12 protein-coding genes are annotated in these 12908 nt (G+C 34.8%); 10 read left to right on the top strand and 2 right to left on the bottom strand.

The window, feature by feature from the left end:
- Positions 1-2 precede the first annotated feature (2 nt).
- Genes BXY58_RS15475 through BXY58_RS15460 form a run of 4 tightly spaced genes read left to right on the top strand, consistent with a single transcriptional unit; the run spans position 3 to position 2169 of the window.
- Positions 3-365 carry a response regulator gene (locus BXY58_RS15475; RefSeq protein ID WP_120214777.1) on the top strand — a complete coding sequence of 121 codons (363 nt, stop codon included), beginning with the start codon at positions 3-5 and terminating at the stop codon, positions 363-365.
- The gene (locus tag BXY58_RS15470) at positions 365-1195 is read left to right on the top strand and encodes a CheR family methyltransferase (protein WP_120214776.1); all 831 of its coding nucleotides are present in this window, start codon (positions 365-367) and stop codon (positions 1193-1195) included. Before BXY58_RS15475 ends, BXY58_RS15470 begins: the two co-directional genes overlap by 1 nt.
- A gap of 5 nt (positions 1196-1200) precedes the next feature.
- Positions 1201-1785 (top strand): chemotaxis protein CheB, encoded by a 585-nt coding sequence (locus BXY58_RS15465; RefSeq protein ID WP_221408308.1) that lies wholly within the window; start codon positions 1201-1203, stop codon positions 1783-1785.
- Between the two features lie 18 nt (positions 1786-1803).
- Complete coding sequence (locus BXY58_RS15460; RefSeq protein WP_120214774.1) at positions 1804-2169, top strand: response regulator; 366 nt, start codon at positions 1804-1806, stop codon at positions 2167-2169.
- A gap of 59 nt (positions 2170-2228) precedes the next feature.
- On the opposite strand, the gene BXY58_RS15455 is transcribed toward BXY58_RS15460, so the two are convergent.
- Both BXY58_RS15455 and BXY58_RS17000 read right to left on the bottom strand, forming a co-directional pair.
- Positions 2229-4466, bottom strand: a complete 2238-nt coding sequence (locus tag BXY58_RS15455) for an outer membrane beta-barrel family protein (protein WP_120214773.1) — start codon at positions 4464-4466, stop codon at positions 2229-2231.
- Positions 4435-4584 carry a hypothetical protein gene (locus BXY58_RS17000; protein ID WP_170144256.1) on the bottom strand — a complete coding sequence of 50 codons (150 nt, stop codon included), beginning with the start codon at positions 4582-4584 and terminating at the stop codon, positions 4435-4437. Before BXY58_RS17000 ends, BXY58_RS15455 begins: the two co-directional genes overlap by 32 nt.
- 337 nt (positions 4585-4921) lie before the next feature.
- Here BXY58_RS17000 and BXY58_RS15450 point away from each other — a divergent pair, with 337 nt between their 5' ends.
- The 6 genes from BXY58_RS15450 to BXY58_RS15425 all read left to right on the top strand — a co-directional run bounded on the left by BXY58_RS15450 (position 4922) and on the right by BXY58_RS15425 (position 12903).
- A complete protein-coding gene (locus BXY58_RS15450; RefSeq protein ID WP_120214772.1) occupies positions 4922-6226 on the top strand; it encodes a sensor histidine kinase in 1305 nt (434 codons plus the stop codon).
- Complete coding sequence (locus BXY58_RS15445; RefSeq protein ID WP_120214771.1) at positions 6216-6893, top strand: response regulator transcription factor; 678 nt, start codon at positions 6216-6218, stop codon at positions 6891-6893. Before BXY58_RS15450 ends, BXY58_RS15445 begins: the two co-directional genes overlap by 11 nt.
- 173 nt (positions 6894-7066) lie before the next feature.
- Positions 7067-7582: an RNA polymerase sigma factor gene (locus tag BXY58_RS15440; RefSeq protein WP_120214770.1), complete on the top strand. Its 516-nt coding sequence runs from the start codon at positions 7067-7069 to the stop codon at positions 7580-7582.
- 73 nt (positions 7583-7655) lie between these two features.
- Entirely contained in the window at positions 7656-8921 is a 1266-nt protein-coding gene (locus BXY58_RS15435) for a histidine phosphatase family protein (RefSeq protein ID WP_120214769.1), read from the top strand.
- An 87-nt stretch (positions 8922-9008) separates the two neighbouring features.
- Positions 9009-9836: a FecR family protein gene (locus BXY58_RS15430; protein ID WP_120214768.1), complete on the top strand. Its 828-nt coding sequence runs from the start codon at positions 9009-9011 to the stop codon at positions 9834-9836.
- 79 nt (positions 9837-9915) lie between these two features.
- Positions 9916-12903, top strand: coding sequence for a SusC/RagA family TonB-linked outer membrane protein (locus tag BXY58_RS15425; RefSeq protein WP_120214767.1), 2988 nt, complete (start codon positions 9916-9918; stop codon positions 12901-12903).
- Positions 12904-12908 lie beyond the last annotated feature (5 nt).

Raw genomic sequence — 12908 nt, 5'->3', positions numbered from 1 at the left:
TAATGAAGAAGAAAATTCTAATTGTGGACGATGATCCACGCAATATTTTTGCTCTTAAACTGACACTGAAGGCCAGAGGTTATCAGATTATAACTGCCACGATGGGACAGGAGGCGATAGATCTTTTGAAAAATGATGAAGAGATCAAGGTTCTCCTGATAGATATGATGATGCCTGATATGGATGGTTATGAGACGATGAAAATAATCCGTGAGACTTCATCAATAAAAGAAACGACTGTAATTGCTGTAACAGCCCAGGCGATGCCGGAAGATCGGGAAAAATGTCTGGAAGCTGGCGCTGACGATTATATTACAAAACCGATTGACCTAGATCAGTTATTAATTGCTATAGAAAAATTCTAATGCTGGAACCAGGAATTGTAAAAGACGAAGAGATAGAATTCTTAATAAAAGACGTATATGAACTGTACGGGTACGATTTTTCCCTGTATAGCAGAGCATCTTTTAAACGCAGAGTCAACAGGATTTGCCTTATTGATAAGTTCACAAGTTTTGCGGAACTAAGATACACTTTGGTTAACGATCCGGACTATCTGAAGCATTTTATAGAAGAAATCACGGTGAACGTTACAGAGATGTTTCGTGATCCCTACTTTTTCAAAACATTGAGAGAAAAGATATTACCACAGCTGGGTACTTATCCATTGATAAGAGTTTGGGTTGCGGGTTGTTCCACAGGCGAAGAAGCTTATTCCATCGCTATTTTGTTGAAGGAAGCCGGACTTTATCAAAAGTGCCTGATCTATGCGACGGACCTTAATCCGTCAGTCCTGGAAACAGCAAGATCGGGTGTATTTCCAATCCAGCAGATGAAAGTCTATTCCGAGAATTATATCTTATCCGGAGGGAAAAAGGATTTCTCGGATTATTATACAGCGAATTATGATAGTGTGCGATTCGATAAAAGTCTAAAGGAGAAGATGATCCTGTCCACACATAATCTGGTGTCTGACAGTTCCTTTAATAGTTTTCAATTGATTATTTGTCGTAATGTTTTGATTTACTTTGATAAAATATTACAGGAAAGGGTATTTCGCTTATTTGATGACAGTCTGGAAAGTTTGGGTTATCTGGCTTTGGGTTCGAAGGAAACATTGAGATTTTCAAATTTGGGTAAATATTATCACCAGGTTGAAGACCAGAAAATATGGAAGAAAATTGATCATAATTAAAATAAATGATGAACGGGAAAACAGAATTGGTAATCATCGGTGGATCTGCAGGGAGCCTGCAAGTTATTCTGGAACTTGTGAGAGGTCTAGATGCAGATCTTGGTTTTGCCATTGTTTTAGTCGTTCATCGCAAAGCCCAATCGACAAGTATTTTGCCTATACTATTACAGCAATTTTCACTTCTTGAAGTTATGGAAATTGAAGATAAAACGGAGATCCAGGCAAACAAAATTTACATAGCTCCGGCGGATTACCATCTGCTGTTTGATGATAAAACTAATGTATCGCTTGACAGATCGGAAAAGCTGCATTTTTCCAGACCTTCGATTGATGTATCATTCCGTTCTGCATCAGAAGTTTATGAGGGTGGTTTGGTAGCTGTTTTATTATCTGGCGCCAATTCGGACGGTGTAGAAGGTTTGCAGTATGTTAAAAGGAATGGTGGCCAGGTCTGGATACAGAATCCCGAAACTGCAGAGATCGATTTTATGCCGAAACAAGCGGTTGATCACGTGTATTTTGACCTGATAATCACACCAGAAAATTTACCCCGTTATATCAATCAACTTAATAAAAATAATAAACTATAGATTTTAAATTTACTACATATGAGCAAGAAAAAAATATTAATTTTTGATGATGACACCACGCTTCTGGAACTGATTTCAATTATTTTTGAAGACGGCGGTTATGAAGTGGACATTTCCCAGACGTCACACAATATTTTGGAAAAAGTCTCCGAGTTTCATCCCGATATTATTCTGATGGATAACTGGATTCCAAACATCGGTGGAATAGAAGCTACCAGACTTTTGAAAAGTCAGGAAGAATTCAAACACATTCCTGTTATCTATGTGACTGCCAATAACGATATAGAAGCTCTTGCAGAAAGTGCGCAAGCCAATGATTTTGTTGCCAAGCCGTTTGATCTGGAGGATTTGGAACAAAAGGTAGCAAAGTATCTTAAAAATTAAAAAAATAAACGCCGACTATTGATTACATTAGCTGGCGTTTTGTTATAATTAAATAGTGTTTACAACCTGTTTTGCTCATCTGTTTTCCGTCCGGCTTTTGCATCTTTCACTTTCTGATTTCCGAAATTGTATTTCAGATTGATCATAAAATACTGCGTATCGCGATAATCTTTGAAATACTGATTTTGGTCAGCATATCTCGTAGATATGGTGTTTCTGTCCGTTCGGAAAATATCATTGAAAACCATACCAGCTTCTAATTTTTTATCAAACATTTTTTTATTAATGATAATATTCGTTCTCTGGGAAGAACTGATGTCAAAAGAACCCTGAACCGTCTTAGAATTATAAACATAAGACACATTCAAATCCCAGGTTTTGGCTTTGTCCAAAGTGATTTGTGTGGAAACATTAGCATTGTAAAAGAAGACATCATTTTTATATAAAACTTTGTCCGTTCCCATAAAATAATTCTCCTGATATTCTCCCATTGCAAAAATATTCAGTTTCCAGAATGGCTTTATAGAAAAACTTTTGGAGAAATTAGCTCCCAGGTTTTGTCCGTGGTCGATATTGGTGTAATTATAAACCGTTTCAAAAGTCTGTGGATTTTGTACAGAGATTTCCATAGAAGGGTCTTTGATATAGCTGTAATAAGCTTCAAAATTCCAGTCTTTCACCGTGTAAGTCAGACTCAGATTATGAATGATGGTTGATTTCAGATTCGCATCGCCCTGAAAATATGAATATAAATTATAGTAAGATTTCGAAGGATTTAGGAAATCATAATTAGGTCTGTCGATTCTTTTCCCGTATGAGAGTCCCAACTGTTGGTCTTCTTTCAGGTTATACATCAGATAAAAAGTAGGGAAGAGTCCGGTTCTGGTTGTCTTGTTTTCCACAACCGGATTATCAGAATTGGTTTTAATTAAAGTCGTTTCTGAACGCAAACCTGCTTTCATTTCCCATTTTCTCCATTTGTATTCTGAAGAAATATACGCAGCGAAAATATTCTCTTTATAATTAAATAAATTACTTTTCGACAAATCAGGAACCAAATTTCCGCTTGTTCCGTCAAAGAAATCAAGGTCGTTTTTATTCTTTACAAAACTGTATTTCAGCCCACTTTCCAATGTAAATTGATCATTCGAAAATCGATAATCCAATTGCGTGGCATAAAGCGAAATATCCTGAATACTATTATTCGCAAATCTGTTATTATTTGCAGGTCGACCGTCAAAATTCAACAATGTCTCGACATCCTGATTTTCTTTAAATCGTTTCATACTCGAGTTATTCGTCCAAGTCAGATTATGATCCCCAAATTTTTTATCAAAAACCAAATAAGAATTAAAACTATTATCATATTGCTTTTTCTTGTTGGAAGTCAAATAATAAGATTGCAGTTGATTATTTTCCGTGTTGTAAATATTCGTCGGAACATTGTAATGTCCGTTGTTATTGGGCGCATTATAACCATCAAACCCAAATTGTACAGTCGATAAACTATCCAAATTATATTGTCCTGAGAAGTTGTAGACGTGCTGTTCGTGAGCGTGTGTTTTTCTTACCATATCGCTTTCCCAACGGGTTTTGTCCTTGTCAAAAATCACAACATCAAAGTTTTTTCGGACATAATCTCCGGTTACAAAATTGTAATTCCCGGTCAGTTGCCATTTATCAGTATTGTAAGATTGTGAAGTCCCGATTAGTCCCTTTGCATAAGTTGCCTGCGTATATCTTGTCGAGATTCTTCCTTTGTAACCGGACAAAACATTTTGCTTCATTTTGATATTGATAATCGCGCTTCCCTGCGCTTCGTATTTCGCAGGTGGATTGGTGATGACTTCAACGGAAGAAACATTGTTTCCATCCGTATTTTCAAGAAGTTGTTTCAGTTGCTCCTGTGTCATCATAGTTTTTTTATCATTGATAGTGACAATAATTTGAGAATTCCCACGAACGCTCAATTCCTCATTTTTAACCAAAATATTGGGTGTGTTTTTAAGGATATCCCAAGCGTTCAGATTCTGAAGTGGTGTTTTATCGATATTGAATTCCAATCGGTCAATTTTCCTTTTCAATAAAGGTTTGTTAGCTTTTATTGTTACACCTGCAATTGATTTTACCGTGTCTTTTTTGAGAATAATATTCAGTGATTGGTTATCTTCCAAAATGATTTCATAATCCTGATAATCTGCTTTTTTAATAACAATTGATATAGGAAATTTCGAAATGCCTTCAAGACTAAAATTCCCTTCTTTATCAGAATAAAATATTGATTGATTGATTATCATTAATTTCAATGCTTGATTCAGAAATAGGTTCCTGATTTTCGTTCTCGATATGGCCTTTGATATTCTGACTCCAGACAAAAATCGGAAACAGAAGTACAATTGCGTTATATATTTTCATTTCAATAATTTTGACAAAATTGAGACGAAACGTAGGAAATTTTTGTTAATGAACGGTTAATGGAAGGTTAATGCCTTTTTTGAAAGAAATTTGATTGTATTTTTGAAGTGTAAAGTTTAAACACAAAGACACAAAGATTTTCACAAAGAACACGAATTTGAATATTGCAAGATTAATTTTTTGCTGAGCGAAGCGCCTTTATCTCACTATGTTTATTGTTTTTTAAATGAATCGATGAATATGTGATTTGCGAATCTTAAAAATATTTTCAATAAGATTCAAAAAACTTTGCGGACTTTGCGTTTAAATTATTTTTGTAGTTTTTATAAAAATCAATATGAATCGGAAGAGAAACATCACGATTACTTTGTTCACGTTCAGCCTTGTTATTTTGGTTGTTCTGCAAGGCTATTATATCTACAATTCTTATCGTCTTCAGGAAAGAGACCTTACCGTACAAGCAAGAGCTATTGCGGACAAAACGCTGGATACAATGGAAAAATATGAAACCGATACCAATGAGGAAAAATTGGTTGGTGATTTCCAAAGGCTGAAAACAGGTATTACTATTCAAAAAGAAAAGATTACAAATCCCGAAAGAATTTATAACTCGGAAAAGCTATACAACAAGAAATTAGAGAAGATCCTTAAAGAAAATATTGGTAACACAGGTTTTGAAATTGCAATGAAAAGTGAAATCTATTCGATATTGGATGAAGTTCAGAAAATGGAACTTTTGCCGGCTGGTCGCTCACTTGTTTTATATCAAACGGTAAAAAAAATGTCAAAACCTTTAGTTATTAACGAAGGGAAATGGTCGAGTCGGCAATCCAAACAAAATACAGATTTGAAGCTGGATGAGAAAAATTATTATTTGGTAAAATCTAAATCAACTTTTCAGCTTCTGAATGTCAAAATTTTGGTTTTAAAAAAAATTATTCCTTTGATTATCATTAGTCTATTGATTATAGTTCTGATTATCATCTTATTCAGAAACAGTATCAAAAATCTAAGTCGTCAGGAAAAGAAAATCTCACAGCTCCATACAACAATCGATTCCATCGCTCACGAACTGAATACGCCAATTACAACTTTGAAATTTTCAGTCGCTCAATCTTCTGATTCTGAAACCAAAGCTTTGCTGGAGCGTCAGATCAAACGCCTTGAAAATATCGTTTCGTCTATTCATAACAATGATTCTGATGATATTCTAATTGACAAAAAAGAGATTGAGAATTATTTTTCTGAGGTTAAAAAGTCTTTTAATAAAATCGATTTTAAAATTAAATTGGATTTTATTGAGAACAAATCTTTGTATCAAAACGATTTCAAGCAAATTATGGATAATCTCATCGATAATTCATCAAAATATGGCGCAAAGGAAATCGAGATTTTGATCAAAATAAACAACGCAATTGGAATGGAAGTTTCTGATGACGGCATCGGAATTCCGAAAGAAGAGAAGCAAAACATTTTTGATAAATATTACCGCATTACGAGAGACGAAAATCTTCACGTTAATGGTCTTGGAGTCGGACTTTTTCTGGTTAAGACAATCGTTGACAAATACAAAGGCGATATTGATGTGAATCCAAAAAAGAAAGGTGTTTCATTTAAAATTACAATTCCCAATGAAGCCTAAAATCTTATTAGTTGAAGACGACCCGGACTTGGGAATGGTTCTGAAACAGTATTTGGAATTTTCTGATTTCGAAGTCAATTGGATTCCGAATCCTGAACAAATTTTGAAAAATAAAAAATCACTTGAACAATATCAAATAGCAATTCTCGACGTAATGCTTCCTGTTATCGACGGTTTTGAGTTGTCTAAAGAAATCCGAAAAACCTCTGAGATTCCATTTTTATTTTTAACAGCAAAAGGTCAAAGTATCGACAGAATTCTTGGTTTAAAGCTTGGTGCAGACGATTATATCACAAAACCTTGCGAGCCGGAAGAATTGATCTTAAGAATCAAAAATATTCTCAAAAGACAACAGAATTCTACAAAAGCAATAATTAAACTTGGCAATTATTCTTTCATTCCGTCGCAGTTTCAGTTGCTTTTTCAAAACGAAACCATTCAGTTGACTGAGAAAGAATCTGAATTGTTGCTTTTGCTTTCCAAAAACAATCAGAAAGTTATTAATCGTAAGGAAATCCTTGAAACACTTTGGGGCGAAAATGATTATTTTCTGGGAAGAAGTCTGGATGTTTTTATGACAAGACTGCGAAAATATTTCCAAAAAGATGAGAGAATCAAATTCGATTCTGTTCGCGGTATTGGTTTCAAAGTGGAGTTTCCGGAATAAAACATTGGATTTTCAAAATAATGTTTTGAGTTGAAGTATTGGGTAAATGTATTTCTTTAGTTTTATATGTATTTGATTGATTTTTAAGAGTTTAAATTTTATTTTGTAGGCTGCTATTTTTTGATATATTTGAGAACTTCGTATATATATAGACCTTAAAATATATTCTCTAAGTGCAATCTCAATTTGAAAAACTATACTCTGATTACAAAAATCAGGTCTTCTTTTTCGTGAAAAAATATGTTCACGGACAGGATGACGTTGAGGATATTGTGCAGGATATTTTTGTTCATCTTTGGAAACATAGAGATTCTTTAGACAAAAATAAAGAAGCCATTGTTTTCAAAACTGCAAAACAAGAGATTGCCAATTTCTACAGAAAAAATAAGTTGTCTTTCTCGGATTTCAAAGAGGAATCTCATCTCAGTATTGTGAAAGATGAGTATGATGAGGAAGAGTTCAAATCACAATCTGAACAAGCAGAAAAATTACTAGAGCTTATTCCCCAAAAAAGCAAATCATTTTTCCTGAAACATACAATTGATGGTTTGAGTTATTCTCAAATTGCAAAAGAAAACAGTATTTCCAAAAATGCTGTGGCTAAGCACGTTAATAAGGTGCTTCATATTCTAAAAACAAATATTAATTTATTTTTTCTTCTAGTGATTTTCATTAAAAAACTTTTTTAGGGTTGACGATTCCGGTAAGTCTGCGTAATTAATCGTAAGACAGAAATCAATCTGAAACTAAAATAAGTTTATAATGAAGAAATCATTTTCTATTCTGCTGCTTGCAGTTTCCTTTTTTTATCAGGGACAAACTACCAAAGAAGAAATCCTTTCAGACCTCAATAAAACAGGCGGTGTTTACTATGCTTATCCAACTCCGACAAAAAAACTGACTGCTGTTCCATCAGGATATCAGCCATTTTACATCAGTCATTACGGAAGACACGGCTCCAGATGGCTAATCAATGACAAAGATTTTTCTGGTGTGATGGATGTTTTGAAAAAAGCCAATGATAATAATGCTTTGACAGAAACCGGAAAATCGGCATTACAACGTCTTGAGAAAATCTGGACGATTGCGGAAGGGCATAATGGCGATTTGACAGAGTTAGGCGGATTACAGCATCAGCAGATTTCTCAGAGGATGTTCAAAAATAATCCCCATGCCTTTGAGGGTAATGCAATTGTGACGGCAAAATCTACGATTGTTCCAAGATGCATCATCAGTATGGCTTATTTTACGAATGAGTTAAAAGGGAATAATCCAAAACTACAAATCAGTATAGAGTCTTCTGATAAGTATATGAAGTACTTGAACCATCATACCAAAGAATCCATCGATTTCAAAAGCCAAGATAGTTTTTGGCAGGAAGAGAAAAGGAAATTCAAGCAAGATGGGCTCCGTTTGGACAGATTTATTAAAAACCTGTTTAACAATGACGTTTACATCTACAAAAATGTAAACCCTGAAAAAGTGGTGGAGTCATTCTATTGGATAGCCAGCGATATGCAAAATCTTGAAACTGATATTTCATTCTATGATTTGTTCACAAAAGAAGAAATATTCAATATCTATCAGGCTATCAATTATCAATTTTATGTCAATGATGCAGCGTCGCCTTTGAGCAAAGGATTGGTGAAGAATAATGCCATTCCGTTGGTGAAAAATATTTTGGAAGAGGCTGAAGACTATATTAAAAACAATAAAAAAGGAGCGTCTCTCAGATTCGGTCACGATGGGAATATTGCGCCATTGCTTGCTCTTTTGGATGTTGAAAATATGGGTGCGGAAGAAATCAATCCACGAGAAGTTTACAAAGTCTGGAATGCCTATGAAGTTGCTCCAATGGCTGCGAATCTCCAGATGATTTTTTACAAGAATAAGAAAAATGATGTGTTGGTAAAATTCCTTCATAACGAAAACGAAGTTCATATTCCCATCAAAACCAATAGTTTTCCTTACTATCAATGGAATGATGTGAAAGCTTATCTTGAGAATTTGACAAGTTCTCAGAAATAATTTGAGTTAAATTTTTGAGACAGAATAATTTTTAAAAAAACTTTGATTCAAAGGTTGACGATTTAAAATTCCTGCGTAATACTAAATATGAATCACACAGAAGACGAAAATTTTAAAAGAAACTGGGAAAAAGTTGCCGAAGAAAATCAGCAAATGGACTCGCAAACTGATGAGCGAATCCGTGCGGGAATTCAACGGAAGATAAAATCCGTTAACAAGTTCAAAAAATTATATTGGGTTGCTGCAGCTGCGGTAATCACTGGATTTGGTATTCTTTTTTATATGCTTTCTTCGCCGGCTTCTGTGGAGAAAGCTCAGTCTCAATTTTATTCCAGTGTGGATTTCACGAAAAAGATTAGTCTTCCTGACGGAAGTAATATTGTCTTAGAACCTCACAGTACACTTAAACTGGCAAAGGATTTCGGCAAAACAGACAGAAAAATCACATTTACTGGAAAAGCAACTTTCGATATTGCAAAAGATAAGACAAGACCTTTTAAAATCAATGCGAAAGATTTTACAGTACAAGTCTTAGGAACTAAATTCTTCCTGGACCAAACAAGCGGAAAAGAAAAAGTGGAACTTTTTGAAGGAAAAGTAAAAGTCAATCATCAAGGGAAAATCACTTATTTGCTTCCTAACGAGTCGTGGAACAAGAATATGGAAGAAAAGCCTCAGACTTATATTGTTGCAAATGTGAAAAGAAATTTCTCTTTTGAAGATGAAAATTTTGAAAATATCATCCAAGAGTTGGAAGTGGTTTATAATGTTAAAATCGATTATCCTCAGGAATATGCTAGAAAGAAAATCAAAGGTTCATTCTCGGGCGATATGAGTGAGGTCTTGTTCGCCATCTGTTATCCATTCAATCTTAAAGCTGAAAAAAAATCTGACAATCAATTACAATTAAAATAAAAAAGCACCGATAATGACGGTTATCGATGCAATAAATGATTCGACTCGCTAAAGTATAATCAAATTAATCCCCAAATTTATGAAAAAAACAGTAATGTCTGTAATCTTATTGGTTGCCACAGGTCTTCCAATCGCTTACGGACAAGCCGGTCAAACACCGCCGGTTGCTATGAAAAAAGAGAATCGGGTGTCCATTATCAAAGTTTTTGATAAGCTCAGTAAATCTTCCAAGATTCCATTTCTCTATTCTAGCACAGACTTCAAAGATGTTTTTGTGAATGATAGCGCTATCAATTATTCATCTTTGGAATCATCATTAAAATATCTCAAAAAATTCTATCCGATAGAATATGAAATAAAAAATAATACGGTTGTTCTTAGGAAAACCAATGTCAAATTAATTTCCCAATCAGAAAATTTTCCCATTCCCAAAGACACTATTTCGGTGCAGGAGAAGAAGATTGATGAGGTGGTGATTATCGGTTATGGTAAAGTTAAAAAGTCTGATGCAACAGGTTCTCTTACGACTGTTAAAATTGATAGTGAGAATGACGGAAGTCCGGTTTCGGCACAGGAAGCTTTGACGGGAAAAGCGGCTGGAGTTAATATTATTTCTCCTGGCGGAGCACCAGGTGCAGGTTCAACTATCAGAATCAGAGGTGGTTCTTCTTTGTCTGCCAGTAATGATCCATTGATTGTTATCGACGGGATTGCGATTGATAATTCCTCAACATCAGGTTCAAGCAATATTTTGGGGATGATTAATCCAAACGATATCGAAACTTACACGGTTCTGAAAGATGCTTCTTCAACAGCAATCTACGGTTCCAGAGCTTCGAATGGTGTGATTATCATTACAACTAAAAAAGGCAGTAAAAAAACAAGATTCCAATATTCTTCCAATACAAAAGTGAGTTACAATCCTAAAATGTTGGACGTTTTGAGTGGCGATGAATATAGAAGTTTTATTAAGGATTATTACGCTGGAAACAATACTATAATCAATGGTCTTGGAACGGGAAATACCGATTGGCAAAAAGAGATCTACAGAACTTCTGTCAGTAATGATCAGAACTTCAGTATGACCGGAGCTGTAAAAGATATTCCTTATCGTTTATCTTTAGGATATACAGACCAGCAAGGGATTATCAGGAAAAATTCTTATGAGAGAATGAATGCGAGTTTGGCAATCAATCCTTCATTTTTTGATAAACATTTGAACATTAATCTTAATTATAAACCAAGTATTGAGAATAACGATTTCATTTCCAATCCGGCAAGTTCGGCTGTGGGGTTTGACCCGACTCGTCCTGTTTATGATAATTCTTCTCAGTATGGTTTAGGTTATTTTATATGGAAAGATGCTTCTGGAAAACCGATTACGATCGCAAGTGCCAATCCTGTTTCTGTCCTTAATCTAAGAAAAGATGAGTCCAAAGTGGTTCGTCATATTGGGAACATTCAGTTGGATTATAAAATTCATGGTTTTGAGGATTTGAAATTGAATGCCAATGCAGGTTTTGATATTTTGAAAAGTAACGGCGATATCTTCGTTCCGGACAATGCGCCTTTGGCCTGGACTTCTATTGGAAACGATGGACAAGGTCTGATTGAGAATTATACTCAGAAGAAAAATAATACCCAGTTGGACTTATATGCAAATTATACCAAAACACTTTCCGATCATAAAATTGATGTGATGGGAGGTTATTCCTGGCAGAAGTTCTGGCAAAGCTATGATGATAATCAAACCAATGTTTCTGGAAATAAAGTCTATCAGAATATCATTTCGAAGTCAGAATATTATTTGGTTTCATTTTATGGACGTTTGAATTATACTTTCAAAGACCGTTATCTTTTCACGGCAACACTTAGAAACGACGGTTCTTCGCGGTTTTCAAAAGATAATCATTGGGGACTTTTCCCGTCGGCAGCATTTGCCTGGAAAATCAATGAAGAAAGTTTTCTGAAAGACAGTAGTTTTTTCTCTGATTTGAAATTAAGATTGAGTTATGGAAAAACCGGTCAGCAGGATATTGGTGGAGATTATGAATGGATGCAGACTTATACGTTTAGCCAGTCCAATGCTTTGTATCAGTTGGGAAACCAGTATTATCAGACCATCCGACCAAACGGTTATGACCCGAATCTGAAGTGGGAAACAACTTCTACTTATAACGTGGGTTTGGATTTCGGAATTCTTAAGAACAGAGTTTCCGGTTCGATCGAAGTTTATAAGAGAACAACAGATGATTTATTGAATAAAATTTCAGTAGCGGCGGGTTCCAATTTGACCAATATGATTTTTACGAATATTGGTTCAATGGAAAATAAAGGTGTTGAAGTTTCATTGAATACAATTCCAATCAAAACAACCGATTGGCAATGGTCTTTGGATGCAAATATTACATTCAACGAATCAAAAATTACTAAACTAACACTTGTAGATAGTCCAAATTACGGTGTGAACATCGGGAATGTTTCCGGTTCAACAGCAGGAACAATTCAGACACATTCTGTTGGATATTCTCCATATACTTTTTATTTGTATCAGCAGGAATATGATGAAGCAGGAAAACCGATTGAAGGAAAATACAAAGGCGGACTAGTAAAAGATAAAAACCCAATGCCAAAATCTTTCCTTGGAATCTCTTCCAAGTTGAGTTATAAGAATTGGTATTTAGGGTTCAATGGTCACGCTAATTTTGGGAACTATGTTTATAACAATGTGAAATCCAAAGATTATAAAACCAAAGCGACCTTAGGAAACGGAACTTATTCCAATCTTTTGAGTTATACAGCGGAACAAGGTTTTGATAATCTGCAGCTTTACTCAGATTTCTTCCTTGAAAAAGCTTCTTTTTTCAGAATGGACAATATCACGCTAGGACATAATTTCAAGAATATCAGCGACAAGTTCGATTTAGGTGTAAATCTCTCCGTTCAAAATGTTTTTGTCATTACCAAATACAGCGGACTTGACCCCGAAGTTTATCTGGGAATTGATAATAATATGTATTCCAGACCACGTTCTTTCTTGTTTGGACTTAATGTTAACTTTAAATAATTCAA

The organism is Epilithonimonas arachidiradicis (genome assembly GCF_003610695.1).
GTDB classification, from domain to species: domain Bacteria; phylum Bacteroidota; class Bacteroidia; order Flavobacteriales; family Weeksellaceae; genus Epilithonimonas; species Epilithonimonas arachidiradicis.
This window is presented reverse-complemented; position numbering and strand designations above follow the sequence as displayed.

What these genes read in the sequence shown, in the direction of transcription:
- BXY58_RS15475 (WP_120214777.1), top strand. Translation starts at nt 3, where the DNA reads ATGAAGAAGAAAATTCTAATTGTGGACGATGATCCACGCAATATTTTT.
- BXY58_RS15470 (WP_120214776.1), top strand. Translation starts at nt 365, where the DNA reads ATGCTGGAACCAGGAATTGTAAAAGACGAAGAGATAGAATTCTTAATA.
- BXY58_RS15460 (WP_120214774.1), top strand. Translation starts at nt 1,804, where the DNA reads ATGAGCAAGAAAAAAATATTAATTTTTGATGATGACACCACGCTTCTG.
- BXY58_RS15425 (WP_120214767.1), top strand. Translation starts at nt 9,916, where the DNA reads ATGAAAAAAACAGTAATGTCTGTAATCTTATTGGTTGCCACAGGTCTT.
- BXY58_RS15445 (WP_120214771.1), top strand. Translation starts at nt 6,216, where the DNA reads ATGAAGCCTAAAATCTTATTAGTTGAAGACGACCCGGACTTGGGAATG.
- BXY58_RS15465 (WP_221408308.1), top strand. Translation starts at nt 1,201, where the DNA reads ATGATGAACGGGAAAACAGAATTGGTAATCATCGGTGGATCTGCAGGG.
- BXY58_RS15430 (WP_120214768.1), top strand. Translation starts at nt 9,009, where the DNA reads ATGAATCACACAGAAGACGAAAATTTTAAAAGAAACTGGGAAAAAGTT.
- BXY58_RS15435 (WP_120214769.1), top strand. Translation starts at nt 7,656, where the DNA reads ATGAAGAAATCATTTTCTATTCTGCTGCTTGCAGTTTCCTTTTTTTAT.
- BXY58_RS15450 (WP_120214772.1), top strand. Translation starts at nt 4,922, where the DNA reads ATGAATCGGAAGAGAAACATCACGATTACTTTGTTCACGTTCAGCCTT.
- BXY58_RS15455 (WP_120214773.1), bottom strand. Translation starts at nt 4,466, where the DNA reads ATGATAATCAATCAATCAATATTTTATTCTGATAAAGAAGGGAATTTT.
- BXY58_RS17000 (WP_170144256.1), bottom strand. Translation starts at nt 4,584, where the DNA reads ATGAAAATATATAACGCAATTGTACTTCTGTTTCCGATTTTTGTCTGG.